Below are 14,960 nucleotides of genomic sequence, written 5' to 3'. Positions count from 1 at the left end.
TGCAGGAGCGAGCCGGCTCCGGGCGGCGTTCCGACGATGGGCGTGAACGATGACCCGCCATGCCTGAATGATCGCGATGTCCGGGCGTTATTCGCGAGCTGGCTCGCTCCTACAGGGGCTTGGGCTGCTTTCTGATTTTCCTCCCGCCACCCACCTCGGGTGGCGTTCCGGCCAGCCCCCGACCCTATCGTAACCCTCAGTTCAAAGGCGCAGCTCGCGCCTTGCATCAGCGCCCGGCCCAGGCCGGGCCCGTGATCATTGAGGAGTCTTGCGTGCATATCGCCCGAACCGTTTTCCGCGACGACCATGAGATGTTTCGCACCACCGTGCGGCGTTTTTTCGAGCGCGAATGCCTGCCGCGCCAGGCAGCCTGGGACAAGGCCGGTCAGGTCGACCGGGAAACCTGGCTCAAGGCCGGGCGCGAAGGCTTGCTGGGCATCACCCTGCCCCCCGAGTACGGTGGAGGCGGCGGGGATTTCGGCCACTGTGCAGTGTTCAACGAAGAGTTCGCCCGGGCTGGCGTGAGCGGTGCTTACTTCAGCATGCACTCCGACGTCATTGCTCCTTATATCAATCGTTGCGGCAACGAAGAACAGAAACAGAAATGGCTGCCTGGCATTTGCTCCGGCGAGACCATCCTGGCGATCGCCATGACCGAGCCCGGCACCGGCAGCGACCTCAAGGCTGTGCGTACCACCGCCGTGCGCGACGGTGACGAATACGTAATCAATGGCAGCAAGACCTTTATCAGCAATGGCCTGACCGCCGATCTGGTGATTGTCGTGTGCAAGACCGATCCGGCCGCAGGCGCCAAGGGCATCAGCCTGATCGCCGTGGAAGCCAGCCGTACCGGCTTCAAGCGCGGGCGCAAGCTGGAGAAGGTCGGCCAGGCTGCAGCCGATACCGCCGAGCTGTTCTTCGACAATGTCCGCGTGCCAGTGGGCAATCGCCTTGGTGAAGAAGGCCTGGGCTTCACCTATCTGATGGGTGAACTGCCGCAGGAGCGGTTCTCCATCGCCGTGTCCGCTGCCGCCAAGCTCGAGCGCCTGCTGGAGCAAACGCTCGAGTACGTGAAGGACCGCAAAGCGTTCAACCAGACCGTATGGGACTTCCAGAACAGCAAATTCAAACTCGCCGACATCAAAGCCCAGGCCACCGCCATGCGCGTGATGGTCGACTACTACCTGGGCGAGCACATGCGCCGGCGCCTGACCCTCGAAGAAGCGGCGATCGCCAAGCTCTACACCACCGAAACCCTGTGGAAATGCATCGACGACATGGTCCAGCTGCATGGCGGCTACGGCTACATGATGGAGTACCCGATCGCCCGAGCGTTCGTCGACTGCCGCGTCAATCGCATCTACGGCGGAACCAGCGAAGTCATGCGCGAACTGATTGCGCGCAAGCTCTGATCCTCAAAAACAAAAAAAGGAAATACACGATGAGCCATAAGGTATTCGTTGCTGGCGTCGGCATGATCCAGTTCAAGAAACCGGGGACCAACGAGCCCTACGACGTCATGGGTGAACAGGCGATCCGCCAGGCCCTGGCTGACTCGGGCGTGGACTTCGCTGACATCCAGCAGGCCTACGCCGGCTACGTCTACGGCGACTCAACCTGCGGTCAGAAAGCCTTGTACCGCGTGGGCATGACCGGCATCCCGCTGATTAACGTCAACAACAACTGCGCCACCGGTTCCAGCGCCCTGTTCCTCGCCCGTCAGGCCGTGGCCAGCGGCGCCGTGGACTGCGCCCTGGCGTTTGGTTTCGAACACATGAACCCGGGCGCGTTGAAATCTGCCTGGCCCGATCGCGCACCGGCCACTGAGCGTGCCTTGGTGTTGGCCAACGAACTGATCGGCATGCCTGACCTGCCCAATGCCATCCGCCAGTTCGGCGGCGCCGGCTACGCGCACATGCAAAAGTACGGCACCCGACTGGAAACCTTCGCCAAGATCCGCGCCAAGGCCAGCCGTCATGCGGCCAATAACCCGCTGGCGGTGTTCCGCAACGTGGTGAGCGCCGAAGAAGTCATGGCCGCGCCGATGCTGTGGGAAGGCGTGATGACCCGCCTGATGGCCTGCCCGCCGACCTGTGGCGCTGCTGCCGCCATCGTGGTGTCCGAGGCCTTCGCGAAAAAACACGGCCTGCGCACCGACGTGTTGATGGCCGGCCAGGCCCTGACCACTGACCTGCCGAGCACCTACGACACCAAGGACATGATCCGCGTGGTCGGTTTCGACATGACGCGCATGGCTGCCGACATCGCCTACAACCAGGCCGGTATTGGCCCGCAAGACATCGACGTGATCGAGTTGCACGACTGCTTCGCGCAGAACGAATTGCTGACCTACGAAGGCCTGGGCCTGTGTGCCGAAGGCGCAGGCGAGCAATTGGTCAACGACGGCGACAACACCTACGGCGGCAAATAGGTCACCAACCCGTCCGGTGGCTTGCTCTCCAAAGGACATCCGCTGGGCGCCACCGGCCTGGCCCAGTGCTACGAACTGACCCATCAACTGCGCGGTACCGCCGAGCAACGTCAGGTGCAGAACGCGCGAATTGCGGTGCAGCACAACCTCGGCCTGGGCGGCGCCTGCGTGGTGACCGTGTACCAGAAGAACTGACACGGCCGGCAATCCAGGGAGACATTTCGATGATCGACAAGAAACACATCGGCAGACAACTGCCCACCTTCCTCGTCAACGCCGAAGCAGGTCAATTGCGCTTCTTCGCCAAGGCCACCGGGGAAACCAACCCGATCTACTTCGACGAGCAAGCTGCACGTGATGCCGGCCACCCCAACCTGCCACTGCCGCCGACCTTTCTGTTCTCGCTGGAGTTCCAGATTCCGTCGAACGCCTGGCGTGACGAACTGGGCATCGTCACCGCGCGCATCCTGCACGGTGAAGAATCCTTCCGCTACCACCGTATGGCCTACGCCGGCGACACGTTGCGCTTCGATGTGCGCATCGCCGACATCTACGACAAGAAAGGCGGTGCCCTGGAATTCGTGGTGCGCGAAACCCGAGTCACCAATCAGCACGGTGAGCACGTCGCGGATCTGCGCAGCGTGCTCGTGCAGCGCAACAGCTGAAGCGGAGAACACTGATGAACGCCATAAGCCTGGAAAAAATCAACATCGGCGACACCCTGCCGCCACTGGCCCTGCCACCGATCAACCGCACCACCCTGGCTCTGTTTGCCGGTGCGTCGGGTGATCACAACGCCATTCACATCGACACCGATTACGCGCGCCGGGCGGGCATGCCCGATGTGTTCGCCCACGGCATGTTGTCGATGGCCTACCTCGGTCGCCTGCTGACCCAATGGGTCGACCAGCGCCAGTTGCGCGAGTTCGGCGTGCGCTTCCTCGGCATCACCCACCTGAGTCACCAGATCACCTGCAGCGGCACTGTCGTCGACCGCTTCGAGGTCGAGGGCGAGCAACGGATCAAGGTCGAAGTGCGCACCACCAATCAATACGGCGAGACCAAGATCGTTGGCGACGCCGTGATCGCTCTCTAAACAAAACCGATAACTGAGGAGCAACACCCCATGGCAAAACTCGAAGGCAAAGTTGCACTGGTCACCGGCTCCGGTCGTGGCATCGGCCAGCAAATCGCCCTGAAACTGGCGAGCGAAGGCGCGCGCATCGTGATCAACGACCTGGACGCCGATCCGGCCCACGAGACCGCTGAAATAATCCGCAAACTGGGTGGCGAAGCTGCCGTGTGCCACGGCAACGTCAGCGCCCCGGACTTCGGCGACCGCTACGTCAAGACCGCAATGGACAACTTCGGCGCCATCGACATCATCGTCAACAACGCCGGCTACACCTGGGACGACGTGATCCAGAAGATGACGGACGAGCAGTGGTACGCGATCCTCGATTGCCACATGACCGCGCCGTTCCGCATCCTGCGTGCCGCCTACCCGATCATCAAGGCGCAAGCCCAGGCCGATGCGGCAGCCGAGCGTGAAGTGTTCCGCAAAGTGGTGAACATCTCCTCGGTTTCGGCCCTCAAAGGCAACGCCGGGCAGATGAACTACTCCTCGGCCAAGGCCGGTGTCCTCGGCATGACCCGAGCGCTGGCGCGTGAATGGGGCCGTTTCAAAGTCAACGTCAATGCCGTGGCATTCGGTTTCATCGAAACCCGCATGACCAGCGCCGATGCCCATGCCGGTGCGACTGTGAGCATCGAAGGTCGTGACATTCGTGTCGGCATCAGCCCGGAGGCGGCCAAGTCGTTCAGTCAGCGCAACCCATTGGGTCGCCCGGGCACCGTGAAAGAGGCAGCCGACGCCGTGTACCTGTTCTGCTCGCCGGAGTCGAACTACATCACCGCGCAAACCATCGCTGTGGCCGGCGATCTGCAATAACCGTAACTGCACTTGTAGGAGCGAGCCTGCTCGCGATGGTCGTCAACGATAACGCTGGCTGCCTGGCACCCCGCGGTGTCGCGGACATTTTCGCGAGCGGGCGCGCTCCTACAGGGACGCAGAAACGCAGGATCACACCATGAACATGACTGAAAGCAATATCCGCCTGGCCGCCATCAAACTGATCTCGCGCAATGGCTACGGTTCGATGAGTCTGCGTCAGCTTGCCAGCGAAGCAGGCATCAATGCCTCCACGCTGTACCTCTACTACAAAGGCAAAAACGAACTGCTGCTGGAGCTGATCCTCGAGTATTTCCAGGGAGTGTCCCGGGAGTGGGCGCGGCGTCGGCCGAAAAAGGCAGCGAGCGCCGATGTGAAATTGCTCGCCTTCATCGCCTGCCACGTACGCTATCATCTGGAACATCAGGACGAGGCGATGCTCGGCAATCTGGAGTTGCGCAGTCTCCCCGAAGAGGATCTGGAGCAGGTCCGCCAAGCCCGGCGCCAGTATTTGAAAGCCTTGCAGGAACTACTCGAACAAGGGGTCAAGGAAGGTTCACTGAGCTGCGCCGAACCCAAGTTGATGGCGCGCACCCTGTTCAACATGCTGACCCATGCTTGCGTCTGGTACCGCACCGATGGCCGCTGGGACATCGATGCCGTCATCCGCCATTACTCGGTACTGGTAATGAAAATGCTCGGCGCCGCAACCATCCCGTCGCCTCGGGCGCCTGTGCCGCAAGCCATGATCACCCGCCGTGCCATGCCTGTGGAGGTGCGTCCATGAGCGATCTGATGCAGCCCTTTTCCATGACCGGCAAGACGGTGCTGGTGGCCGACGCCACCACTCGACTGGGCGCGCATTTCGCCCGGCTGATCAGCCGTGCCGGAGCGCGTGTGGCCCTCGGTGGGCAACACCCGGCGCAGTTGGAGCAACTGGCAGCGGATTTGCGCTGGGAAGGGGGCGAAGTCTTGATCATCAGCCTCGACAATGCCCGCCGGCCGAGTATCGAAGCCGCCCTGGACACCGTCCAGCAACGCTTTGGCAGCGTCGATGTGCTGATCAACAACAGCGCCGAGCGCGAACATGTAGCCTTGAACAATCACATCGTCCATTGCACCAGCCTGCACATGATCAGGGCCGAACGCGGAGGCAGCATCGTCAATATCGATCCGCCACCGCAGCCCATCAGCGAGCCTAACCCGTGCCTGCGCCCCAACAGCAGCCTGATCCGCATGAGCCGCGCCATGGCCCAGTCACTCACACCACACCGCATACGCATCAACGTCATAGCCCCTGGCCGAGACAAGGACGCCGGACTTCAGGAGCTCAATGGCCCCATGCTGTTGCTGGCCAGCGGCGCCGGGGCGAGCGTGACCGGTGCCGTGCTGCACATCGATAACCCAAGGCTCTGAGCGCGGTTTTCTTGTGGGAGCAACTGTCTTCCCCATGCCACTCGTCACCGCCTTCGCGAGCAAGCCCGCTCCCACAGTGGTTTGTGATGCACACAGATTTCGTGAGCGACTCACACCCTGTGGGAGCTGGCTTGCCAGCGATGGCGGCCTTGAAGACACCCATGATTTTGCGCCTGAACCCATTCCTCTGTGGGCGGGCTTGCTCGCGAAAGCGCCGGCACATCCAGCATTAGTGGCGACTGATACTCCGCCTTCGCGGGCAAGCCCGCCCCCACAGGGTAATGGGTCTGGCCGGACGTTCAGAGCTGGCTGTCAGGCCGTCATCGCTGGCAAGCCAGCTCCCACAGGAATCGCATTCCGACAGGAGGAATGCGAAATTGCCGCAGCCAGGTCGGCTACCAGGCCCCCTCGGTTGCTGTGGCGGGCCCACGGAGCAGGACCGGAGCGAGGGCATGCCGAGCCTAGGCGAGGCACCGAACGAAAGGGGCAAGGGCGTTTGGTTACTTTGCGCCGGGCGGCGTTCCGCTTTTCAAAGTAACCCGCTGTAAAAGCGGAATCATAAGTCGCCGTTACCGCAGCAACGGATATGTCCACCAGCAAAACATCGCAACCCTGTAGCCGGCCACCTGATACGGGTGGCGCGATCCTTTTGACGACGCTTGAAGATCGGGCCCGGTCGCTGTTTGCGACGCCCGTCAACAAGGAGCCAGTCAGATGACTCGCATAAAAAAGTGGCTGCCGAAACTCGCCCTGCTGGCGACAACGGTCATGGCATTGTCGGCAACCGCCGGGGCTGCCGACAAACCCAACATTCTGGTGATTTTCGGTGATGACATCGGCCAGACCAACATCAGTGCCTATTCCATGGGCGTGGTCGGGTACAAGACGCCGAACATCGACCGCATTGCCCATGAAGGCATGATGTTCACCGACTACTACGCGGAGAACAGCTGCACCGCCGGACGCTCGTCGTTCATTACCGGCCAGTCACCACTGCGCACCGGCCTGACCAAGGTTGGCGTGCCGGGCGCCCCGATCGGTATCCAGAAGCGTGACCTCACCATCGCCCAGGCGCTCAAGTCCCAAGGCTACGCCACCGGGCAGTTCGGCAAGAACCACTTGGGCGACAAAGACGAATTCCTGCCGACCAATCACGGTTTCGACGAGTTCTTCGGCAACCTTTACCACCTCAACGCCGAAGAGGAACCCGAGCGTCCTTATTGGCCCAAGGATGACCCGGACTTCGTCAAATCCAGGACACCCCGTGGTGTGATCCATAGTTTTGCCGACGGCAAGATCGAGGACACCGGTGCCCTCACCTCAAAACCTATGGAAACCATCGACGACGAAACCACCGCCGCAGCACAGGCGTTCATCGAGAAACAAGCGAAGGCCGACAAGCCGTTCTTCGTCTGGATGAACACCACGCGCATGCACCTGTTCACCCACGTGCGCGAGTCGATGAAGGGTCAGAGCGGCATGCCCGGCAACGAATATGCCGACGGCATGCTCGAGCATGACGGGGACGTCGGCAAACTGCTGAAAACCCTCGACGACCTGAAAATCACCGACAACACCATCGTCGTCTACACCACCGACAACGGTCCGAACCAGTTCTCCTGGCCGGACGCGGCAACCACGCCGTTCCGCAACGAGAAGAACTCCAACTGGGAAGGCGCTTACCGTGTGCCGGCGATCATTCGCTGGCCGGGCAAGATCAAGGCCGGCGAAGTGTCCAACGAAATGTTCTCGGGCATGGACTGGTTCCCGACGCTGCTGGCTGCGGCTGGCGAAGCCGATGTAAAAAACAAGCTGCTCAAAGGTTGGGCACCGACTTCCGGCGGTACCAACTTCAAAGTGCACCTCGATGGCTTCAACCAACTGCCCTACCTGACCGGCCAGCAGCCAAAAGGCGAGCGCCGGGAGTTCTACTATTTCAACGACGATGGCGTGCTGGTCTCGATGCGTTACGACAACTGGAAAGTGGTCTTCGCCGAGCAACGCGATCCCGGTGGATTCACGGTCTGGAGCAGCCCGTTCGTGCCGTTGCGCGTGCCGAAACTGTTCAACCTGCGGATGGACCCCTATGAGCGGGCGGACATCGTGTCTGACCAGTATTACGACTGGACCGTGAAGAACTCCTACCTGCTGGCAGCGGGAGTGGCCAAGGCCGCAAGGTTCCTGCAGACCTTCATCGAATACCCGCCCAGCCAGAAACCGGCCAGCTTCAGCATCGACCAGATTCGTGCGGTGGTCGACGCGAAAATCGAAGAGAAAGCCAAAGCACAAGCCAAGCCATGAGCAAAGGCCGCCGTCGACCCGGCGGTCGGCGGCGGCCTTTTGCTGCGGCTATACGTGGGGGACCCACCTCTGCTGGGTGCCCCATGCCTCTGCCTATGAGTAAACGCAGTGCCTTGCCCTGCAACCAGCAAGTTATCTGTCACTAGCCACCACCTCCAGTCGATGATGTGTAGGCAAATCTCCGCTGAATGGCCCTTGTATAGGTATAGGGGTATACCTATGATTCGATCAATACGGATCGAGGGTTATCCAATGGGTCATATCGCAGCCAACAAAGACGATCTTCTCAAGCGCGTCAAACGCATCGCCGGACAAATTCAGGCCGTTGAGCGGGCTCTGGAATCTGATCTCGATTGCGCCAGGACGCTGCACCTTGTCGCCGCCACCCGCGGAGCGATCAACGGGCTGATGGAAGAAATCATTGAAGACCACGCCCGGGAGCACGTCGCTAACCCGGCACTCAGTGAAGAGGCGCGTAACAAGGGCGTCGAAGAGCTTCTTGAAGCGATTCGCCGTTACTCCAAGTGAAGAACGCAGGTACAGGCTCATGAGCAGCACCCACATTAATCACGCGCACGACCACGTGTTCCTTGGCTCAGCGCACGACGAAAATGCCAAGCGCACGCTTTGGGTCGTGGCGCTGACGGTGGTGATGATGGTTGGCGAGATCATCGCTGGCTACATCACAGGTTCGATGGCGTTACTCGCCGATGGCTTTCACATGGCCACCCATGCCGGCGCCTTGGGCATCGCGGCGCTCGCTTACGGATACGCCAGACGTCACGCTACCAGCCAGCGTTACAGCTTCGGCACGGGAAAAGTCGGAGACCTGGGCGGGTTCGCCTCGGCACTGATTCTCGGCATGGTAGCCCTGACCATAGGCGTTGAATCTGTGTTGCGCCTGTTGCAGCCAACGCAAGTTCAGTTCGGCACCGCTACGCTCATTGCAATAGTCGGTTTGATCGTCAACGTCATCAGTGCCCTGCTCCTGGGCCACGGACACAGCCATGACCATGACCATGACCATGACCATGACCATGACCACCACGATGATCATGCCCCTCACGGAAACGACAACAACCTGAAATCGGCCTACCTCCACGTCATCGCCGACGCGCTGACGTCGGTTCTGGCCATTGCTGCGCTGCTCGCGGGCCGGTATCTCGGCTGGGTGTGGCTGGACCCGGTCATGGGCATCGTCGGCGCCATCGTTATTGCGCGTTGGGCATGGACCTTGATGGGTGATACCGCAGGCGTATTGCTGGATCAGACAGATGCGCACGTTGCCGAGGAAATCCGCGAACGGGTTCAAAGCCCGGGGGATGCCACCATCACGGACCTGCACGTGTGGCGAATTGGGCCACAAGCCCACGCGGCCATCGTCAGCGTTCTGGGTAATGCCACTGCGAACGCCGACAGCATTCGTGAAAGACTCAAGCCGGTTCACGAAGTCAGGCATCTGACGGTCGAGTTTCGTCCGGTCTGATTGCACAGCGCCCTTCCATTGTCTCCCAAGGAAACTCCAATGCCCCCAGGCAAACGTGAATTGGCGCGGGTCGAACGCCAATTGATAACCACGCTCACCGACGCGTGCGAAACAGCCAAGGGTGAAATCAAAGGTTTTACCTGGCTCACCCACACCGCCGATTTGAACAAGCTGATTGAAACACTGAGGATCACCTGGGTGTTCGAAACCCAGGCCGATAAAAAACTCGCTGAGGTCAACGCAAAGGCGCGCATCTTCGAGCTGACGGCCATGGCGTTGAACGAGGCAAACATCGACCTGACGCCATCAGACCTCACTGTCCGCTTCGATTCTGAGGAGGAATGTCAACGCACTCATCATGGCGACTGGCAGAAGCGTCTGGCTAAAGGTAATTGACGATGGCAAAAGAAGTCGAAAACCCTTGCATCTCGGTGTGCCAGTTGAGCGGCGAACTGTGTGTGAGTTGTGGAAGAAGCAAGGAGGACATCAGGAAGTGGAAACGCATGAAGCGGCCGGAAAAAATGGCCGCAGTGCAAAGGGCGAAAGTGCGCTTGAAGGGGCTGAAGAAGGCGCACGGATAAGCTCAACCGGAACCCCGCCAATGCGCAGAGGTCACTACCAATGATGGCCTCGCAACCGATCCCGAAACCTCGGGCCGACTTCAATGAAGAGCGAAGCTGCATTTCACACACTTTAGGGTGCGCCGGATAACATTCAGCGCATTCGGTTCCTGCCGGCGGCAGGGGTCGAACGCTGAGTCCATCCAATGCTCCCTTTTCGGAGTACGGAAATGACTCAATCATCGCGATTCATCCTGTCGTTGTTCTTCGCCCTTGCATCTCTGGCATCCGTCAGTCTCTTGAACAATGCAGGAGCAGCCACTGCCGAAGACTTGAACACCGACTCCCGCCAAGCCTTGGAAACGCTCTACAAGGCCAATCCGGTTTCCAAAACCATCTCGCAGCAGGCCAAGGCCGTGCTGGTCTTTCCGAAAATCATCAAGGCCGGGCTGGTGTTCGGCGGCAGCTACGGCGAAGGCGTGCTGATGAAAGGCAACCAGGTCCAGGACTATTACAACTCGGTCAGCGGCTCGTGGGGACTACAGGCAGGCGCCCAATCGTACGGATATGTGGTTTTCCTGATGACCGACAAAGCGGTGAAATACATCGCAGACACAAAGGGTTGGGAGATCGGCGTAGGGCCTACGGTCGTGGTAGTCGATGAAGGGGTTTCAAAGAACCTCTCCAGCTCGACACTCAAGGACGATGCCTACGCGTTCATCTTCGACCAGCAAGGTCTGATGGCCGGGATCAGCATTGAAGGTACGAAGATTTCTCTCATCAAGCGTTGAACTGGCTGTTCTCACGAAGCCGTGCAGATGTGCGGCTTCGTTAGTTCTAAGCCAATAATTCGGCAATCCACCGGGCCTGTCGGGCGACGTCCTCGAACTTATCCTCGGGTACAGCCTGACGCGCGCAGGCGAAACTGGTCAGTGTCTTGTGTTTCAGACGCAGCATTCGTTGCCACTTGCCAAGAAACGCCGGGCTGCGCTGCTGCATTTGCAACGGACCGAAGTACAGCTCCTCGGGGGTATACAGCACCCGCTCGGCGCGTTCGGCGACGATGATTTCGTAGTAGAAGCGGTTTTCTCGCAACACCTCTTCACTGAGGATGCAATAGCCATTGTCCATCAGCCATTGACGCAACGGCTGCTCGCCACCGTTGGGTTGCAGGATCAGCCGTTCCTGACCGCTCAGGCGAGCCTTGCCGGCGTCGAGGATGTCACGGATCGTCTCGCCGCCCATGCCGCAGATGCTCACCGCCGTAATCCCGTCATGCGGCTCGATCGCCGCCAGGCCATCGGCCAGACGCACAGTGATCTGCAGATCCTGACCATTCTCACGTACGGTGCGTTCAGCCGCACGGAACGGCGTCAAGGCCACTTCGCCGGCCACCGCCATCGCGATGACGCCACGACGCAGCAGCGCGACCGGCAGGTAACCGTGATCCGAGCCGATATCGGCCAGGCGCGCACCTACCGGCACCTGCGCTGCCACGCGCTCCAGGCGCGTGGACAATGTCTGTTCGTTCAAAAGCAGCCCTATTCACTTCCAGCGATGCTTCAGGCCGCAACCGGCCGGTTTCCAATACGTCGTTACTCAGCTCTCAGCAGAAACCGATGAGTCCTGGCTGGACTCGGCCGCCAATTTCAACCGGTCGGCCTTACTGATGTACTTAGGCTTTTTCGGTGCCAATTTGGCACTGGCCTTTTTCGCCTTTTCCTTGAACAACTGCTGTAGTTTCTTTTGACGATTCATGTTTTTTACTCGGCGATTCTTGGGCAACTGAGCGTCACTTTAACAAACGTACCGGACGGCAGGGAAACCCAGTGAGCCATTTGCAGGCTCACGTGCGTGTGCCCTCGCCCAAACGGTCGTTAATCGTAGAATGGCTCGACCAGGGTCCGGCTGCCGACAAAAAAGCTGTCCGCCACCAGTCGCAATGGCTGGAGGTCCAGATCACTGCCTTTGTCGCCTATCAACTGTTGGAAGTGTCGATACACCGCCGCGTACTCGCCCTCCTCCGATACCGCCCGGGGCACGCCGTCGATGCTCAACAGCGCGCCACCGTTATCCAGTCGCAGGACGCCTTCGGCGCAGCGAATCTCGATGCTCCAGAGCTCATCATGACCGTGATCGAAATCGAATTCCGCGCGGACGTCGAGGTGACGTGCATCGGACATCTTGATCGAAGCGGCAATCGGTGACTGGCAGTTGTCGGGGACGCGCAGCTCGGCGGACTCGACAAACAGCGGCAGCGCCAGCAGATGGGTGACAATCGACAAGGCGTTGATGCCCGGATCAAAGACGCCCAGACCGCCGGGTTGCCAGATCCACGCTTGGCCGGGGTGCCACTTGCGCACGTCTTCCTTCCAGTCGATCTGCACGCTTTGCAGGGTGCGTGTGGCCAGCCAGTCACGGGCGGCTTCAATGCCGGGCGCGTAGCGGGAATGCCAGGCGAACAAACCGCTGACGCCTTGCTCGGCGACCTGGCCAACCAACGCCATTGCTTCACCCAACGTGGCGCACGGAGGCTTTTCCACCAGCACGTGTTTACCCGCCGCCAGCGCTTGTTGAACCAGGGCGAATCGCCCTTGCGGTGGAGTACAGAACGCAATCGCATCGACATGCGGGCCGTTTTCCAGCAGCTCGCCCAGGGAGCGGAAATTCTCTACTCCCGCGCAGGGTTGCCCTTGCGTGGCGACAGACACCAACTGGAACGCGGGGTTGGCGGTGATGGCTGGAACGTGTTGATCCTGAGCAATCTTGCCGTAGCCCACCAGACCGAGACGGATTGGATGCATCAATGACTCCTGATTTTTTCGTGTTGTTTTGATCAGCGAACTGGCGAGATTACGTTTGAATCACGAGGAAGTCATTGATGACGTGTCGGCGAATCAAAGCGACCTATCCTCAAGGATCTGTTGCATGGCGCATCGAACCCGTCGCTCTGTATCACTGTGTATCTGAATCCCGTCACGATACACAGGCTTTCACCTGATCAGCGATTCGACACAGGCCAGATACGTCACCGCATTCAAATGCAAGCAAGGTTTGAAGGGGCTCAGCCAGAACCCTTGGCCAATGGCTTGCAACGGAGACATCACGATGAAGATGGCACTGCAGAACAACACCCATGGCAAAATCCGCCGTCGACTGGTGGGTTCGTCGATCCTCGCATTCACCTTGCTTGGCGCTTTCGGTGTGGCCTACGGGCAAACAACCACCAGCGGACAACCCGCTGCAGCCAGTGCCGGCACCCGCTATTCGGCACCTTCTCCATTCGGCCCGCTCAAGCATGTCAACGCCGGCTTGCTGAGCGTGGCGTATGCCGAAACGGGTCCGGCCGATGGCCCGGTGGTGATTCTTCTGCACGGCTGGCCGTACGACATTCACAGCTATGACGACGTCGCTCCGCTGCTCGCAGCCAAGGGTTATCGGGTGCTGATGCCGTATGCGCGGGGTTACGGCGATACGCATTTCCTGTCGGATAAAACGCTACGCAACGGCCAGCCCGCTGCCCTCGCCAGTGATGTCATCGACTTCATGGATGCGCTGAACATCAAGCAAGCGGTGCTCGGTGGCTACGATTGGGGTGCACGCTCGGCTGACATCGTCTCGGCGCTGTGGCCGGAACGGGTCAAGGCACTGGTTTCGGTCAGCGGCTATCTGATCGGTAACCAGGCGGCCGGCAAGAACCCCTTGCCGCCCAAGGCCGAGCTGCAATGGTGGTATCAGTTTTATTTCGCCACCGACCGTGGCCGCGCGGGTTACGAGAAAAACACCCATGACTTCGCCAAGTTGATCTGGCAGTTGGCTTCGCCGAAATGGGCGTTCGACGACGCCACCTTCGATCGCAGCGCCAAGGCGCTGGAAAACCCGGACCATGTCGATATCACCGTGTTCAACTACCGCTGGCGCCTGGGTCTGGTGCAAGGTGAAAGCCGATACGAAGCGTTGGAGCAGAAACTCGCCACGGCGCCTTCCATCAGCGTACCGACCATCACGCTCGAGGGCGACGCCAACGGCGCACCGCACCCAAATCCAGAGGACTACGCCAAACGCTTTACCGGCAAATACGAATTCCGCCTGATCAACGGCGGTATCGGCCACAACCTGCCGCAGGAAGATCCAAAAGCGTTCGCCAAGGCTGTGATTGACGCAGATCACCTCTGACGGCAATCCGAAACGCGCAGAGGCCGTGGCTTCTGCGCGGTTTCACGGCTCTTCACGGCCAGGATTCTCTCGATCTCGCTCGTACTGCCGCGCAAGGGCAAACGCAGGCAGCCAGGACTCGCGACGAATGGTCCAGAGTTCGTAGGTGGGCTTCAGTTGGTTCGGAGCATCGAATGCCCCAAGGCTCACTTCGACTTCATCGCCGCTGCGACCGAAAACGGACGAGCCACAGCGTGGGCAGAAATGCCGCCCGGCGTAGTCGCGGGTTTCACCCTCGACACTCACCGCATCCGCAGGAAAAATCGCCGACGCCTGAAACAACGCGCCGCTGTGCTTGCGGCAGTCAAGGCAATGACAAATACCCACCCGGTACGGCAGCCCCGACGCCACAATCCTTACGTTGTCGCAAAGGCAACCACCAGTGAAACGCTGCATGCCGTGCCTCCTGTGAAATAAAGCCTTGCAAGCCGCTGAGTCCAGGCCAACGCCCTACTTTGAGGAGACACTACAGAGATGAATATGTTGCAGAGACAATCATCCAGGACTCGCACCTCATTGGCCGAGTGATTGAAGCTGGATGTGGAAAAATGGCAGGGGCGGCTGGATTCGAACCAACGCATGGCAGGATCAAAACCTGCT

18 protein-coding genes and 1 pseudogene are annotated in these 14,960 nt (G+C 60.0%); 14 read left to right on the top strand and 5 right to left on the bottom strand.

Annotation, left to right across the window (positions count from 1 at the left end; all coding sequences use genetic code 11):
* The first annotated feature begins 311 nt into the window (after positions 1-311).
* The 13 genes and pseudogenes from D8V06_RS07755 to D8V06_RS07690 all read left to right on the top strand — a co-directional run bounded on the left by D8V06_RS07755 (position 312) and on the right by D8V06_RS07690 (position 10,936).
* Positions 312-1,412: an acyl-CoA dehydrogenase family protein gene (locus D8V06_RS07755; RefSeq protein ID WP_241667792.1), complete on the top strand. Its 1,101-nt coding sequence runs from the start codon at positions 312-314 to the stop codon at positions 1,410-1,412.
* 29 nt (positions 1,413-1,441) lie between these two features.
* Positions 1,442-2,626, top strand: a pseudogene (locus D8V06_RS07750) (lipid-transfer protein).
* 29 nt (positions 2,627-2,655) lie between these two features.
* Positions 2,656-3,096 carry a MaoC family dehydratase N-terminal domain-containing protein gene (locus D8V06_RS07745; RefSeq protein ID WP_130930739.1) on the top strand — a complete coding sequence of 147 codons (441 nt, stop codon included), beginning with the start codon at positions 2,656-2,658 and terminating at the stop codon, positions 3,094-3,096.
* Between the two features lie 14 nt (positions 3,097-3,110).
* Positions 3,111-3,527 (top strand): MaoC family dehydratase, encoded by a 417-nt coding sequence (locus D8V06_RS07740; RefSeq protein WP_130930738.1) that lies wholly within the window; start codon positions 3,111-3,113, stop codon positions 3,525-3,527.
* Positions 3,528-3,557: 30 nt separating this feature from the next.
* Entirely contained in the window at positions 3,558-4,382 is an 825-nt protein-coding gene (locus D8V06_RS07735; protein ID WP_056856577.1) for an SDR family oxidoreductase, read from the top strand.
* 139 nt (positions 4,383-4,521) lie between these two features.
* Positions 4,522-5,169, top strand: a complete 648-nt coding sequence (locus D8V06_RS07730; protein ID WP_130905747.1) for a TetR/AcrR family transcriptional regulator — start codon at positions 4,522-4,524, stop codon at positions 5,167-5,169.
* Positions 5,166-5,798, top strand: coding sequence for an SDR family NAD(P)-dependent oxidoreductase (locus D8V06_RS07725; RefSeq protein WP_130930737.1), 633 nt, complete (start codon positions 5,166-5,168; stop codon positions 5,796-5,798). The genes D8V06_RS07730 and D8V06_RS07725 overlap by 4 nt, the downstream gene beginning before the upstream one ends.
* A gap of 714 nt (positions 5,799-6,512) precedes the next feature.
* Complete coding sequence (locus tag D8V06_RS07715) at positions 6,513-8,099, top strand: arylsulfatase (RefSeq protein ID WP_130930735.1); 1,587 nt, start codon at positions 6,513-6,515, stop codon at positions 8,097-8,099.
* Positions 8,100-8,351: 252 nt separating this feature from the next.
* Positions 8,352-8,627, top strand: a complete 276-nt coding sequence (locus tag D8V06_RS07710) for a metal/formaldehyde-sensitive transcriptional repressor (RefSeq protein WP_056856581.1) — start codon at positions 8,352-8,354, stop codon at positions 8,625-8,627.
* A 19-nt stretch (positions 8,628-8,646) separates the two neighbouring features.
* Complete coding sequence (gene dmeF / locus D8V06_RS07705) at positions 8,647-9,585, top strand: CDF family Co(II)/Ni(II) efflux transporter DmeF (RefSeq protein ID WP_130930734.1); 939 nt, start codon at positions 8,647-8,649, stop codon at positions 9,583-9,585.
* Positions 9,586-9,624: 39 nt separating this feature from the next.
* A complete protein-coding gene (locus D8V06_RS07700; protein WP_056856583.1) occupies positions 9,625-9,981 on the top strand; it encodes a hypothetical protein in 357 nt (118 codons plus the stop codon).
* Positions 9,982-9,983: 2 nt separating this feature from the next.
* Positions 9,984-10,166 (top strand): DUF1289 domain-containing protein, encoded by a 183-nt coding sequence (locus D8V06_RS07695; RefSeq protein WP_130930733.1) that lies wholly within the window; start codon positions 9,984-9,986, stop codon positions 10,164-10,166.
* A 209-nt stretch (positions 10,167-10,375) separates the two neighbouring features.
* Positions 10,376-10,936 (top strand): lipid-binding SYLF domain-containing protein, encoded by a 561-nt coding sequence (locus D8V06_RS07690; RefSeq protein ID WP_130930732.1) that lies wholly within the window; start codon positions 10,376-10,378, stop codon positions 10,934-10,936.
* Between the two features lie 46 nt (positions 10,937-10,982).
* Here D8V06_RS07690 and D8V06_RS07685 read toward each other — a convergent pair whose 3' ends face one another.
* The 3 genes from D8V06_RS07685 to D8V06_RS07675 form a co-directional block, all read right to left on the bottom strand.
* The gene (locus tag D8V06_RS07685) at positions 10,983-11,678 is read right to left on the bottom strand and encodes a tRNA (adenine(22)-N(1))-methyltransferase TrmK (protein WP_130930731.1); all 696 of its coding nucleotides are present in this window, start codon (positions 11,676-11,678) and stop codon (positions 10,983-10,985) included.
* Between the two features lie 66 nt (positions 11,679-11,744).
* Complete coding sequence (locus D8V06_RS07680) at positions 11,745-11,903, bottom strand: DUF2986 domain-containing protein (RefSeq protein WP_082557668.1); 159 nt, start codon at positions 11,901-11,903, stop codon at positions 11,745-11,747.
* Between the two features lie 119 nt (positions 11,904-12,022).
* Positions 12,023-12,949 (bottom strand): Gfo/Idh/MocA family oxidoreductase, encoded by a 927-nt coding sequence (locus D8V06_RS07675; RefSeq protein ID WP_056856587.1) that lies wholly within the window; start codon positions 12,947-12,949, stop codon positions 12,023-12,025.
* Between the two features lie 304 nt (positions 12,950-13,253).
* Between D8V06_RS07675 and D8V06_RS07670 the strand changes: the two genes are divergently transcribed.
* Positions 13,254-14,321, top strand: coding sequence for an alpha/beta hydrolase (locus D8V06_RS07670; protein WP_056856588.1), 1,068 nt, complete (start codon positions 13,254-13,256; stop codon positions 14,319-14,321).
* A 42-nt stretch (positions 14,322-14,363) separates the two neighbouring features.
* Here the strand turns inward: D8V06_RS07670 and D8V06_RS07665 are convergent, their stop codons facing one another.
* On the bottom strand, positions 14,364-14,756 hold the full coding sequence (locus D8V06_RS07665; RefSeq protein WP_130930730.1) for a GFA family protein: 393 nt from the start codon (positions 14,754-14,756) through the stop codon (positions 14,364-14,366).
* A partial coding sequence (locus D8V06_RS30575; RefSeq protein WP_206663179.1) for a hypothetical protein occupies positions 14,717-14,960 on the bottom strand: 244 nt, incomplete at its 5' end. The genes D8V06_RS30575 and D8V06_RS07665, both read right to left, overlap by 40 nt.

The organism is Pseudomonas sp. Sample_24 (assembly GCF_004307605.1).
In the GTDB taxonomy this organism is placed as follows: Bacteria; Pseudomonadota; Gammaproteobacteria; order Pseudomonadales; family Pseudomonadaceae; genus Aquipseudomonas.
Note: the sequence above shows the minus strand (reverse complement) of the source record. Positions and strands in the feature narration are given on the sequence as shown.

Coding starts and splice junctions, on each gene's coding strand:
- D8V06_RS07670 (WP_056856588.1), top strand. CDS start 13,254: ATGAAGATGGCACTGCAGAACAACACCCATGGCAAAATCCGCCGTCGA.
- D8V06_RS07755 (WP_241667792.1), top strand. CDS start 312: ATGTTTCGCACCACCGTGCGGCGTTTTTTCGAGCGCGAATGCCTGCCG.
- D8V06_RS07735 (WP_056856577.1), top strand. CDS start 3,558: ATGGCAAAACTCGAAGGCAAAGTTGCACTGGTCACCGGCTCCGGTCGT.
- dmeF (WP_130930734.1), top strand. CDS start 8,647: ATGAGCAGCACCCACATTAATCACGCGCACGACCACGTGTTCCTTGGC.
- D8V06_RS07665 (WP_130930730.1), bottom strand. CDS start 14,756: ATGCAGCGTTTCACTGGTGGTTGCCTTTGCGACAACGTAAGGATTGTG.
- D8V06_RS07745 (WP_130930739.1), top strand. CDS start 2,656: ATGATCGACAAGAAACACATCGGCAGACAACTGCCCACCTTCCTCGTC.
- D8V06_RS07740 (WP_130930738.1), top strand. CDS start 3,111: ATGAACGCCATAAGCCTGGAAAAAATCAACATCGGCGACACCCTGCCG.
- D8V06_RS07725 (WP_130930737.1), top strand. CDS start 5,166: ATGAGCGATCTGATGCAGCCCTTTTCCATGACCGGCAAGACGGTGCTG.
- D8V06_RS07695 (WP_130930733.1), top strand. CDS start 9,984: ATGGCAAAAGAAGTCGAAAACCCTTGCATCTCGGTGTGCCAGTTGAGC.
- D8V06_RS07690 (WP_130930732.1), top strand. CDS start 10,376: ATGACTCAATCATCGCGATTCATCCTGTCGTTGTTCTTCGCCCTTGCA.
- D8V06_RS07700 (WP_056856583.1), top strand. CDS start 9,625: ATGCCCCCAGGCAAACGTGAATTGGCGCGGGTCGAACGCCAATTGATA.
- D8V06_RS07730 (WP_130905747.1), top strand. CDS start 4,522: ATGAACATGACTGAAAGCAATATCCGCCTGGCCGCCATCAAACTGATC.
- D8V06_RS07680 (WP_082557668.1), bottom strand. CDS start 11,903: ATGAATCGTCAAAAGAAACTACAGCAGTTGTTCAAGGAAAAGGCGAAA.
- D8V06_RS07715 (WP_130930735.1), top strand. CDS start 6,513: ATGACTCGCATAAAAAAGTGGCTGCCGAAACTCGCCCTGCTGGCGACA.
- D8V06_RS07675 (WP_056856587.1), bottom strand. CDS start 12,949: ATGCATCCAATCCGTCTCGGTCTGGTGGGCTACGGCAAGATTGCTCAG.
- D8V06_RS07710 (WP_056856581.1), top strand. CDS start 8,352: ATGGGTCATATCGCAGCCAACAAAGACGATCTTCTCAAGCGCGTCAAA.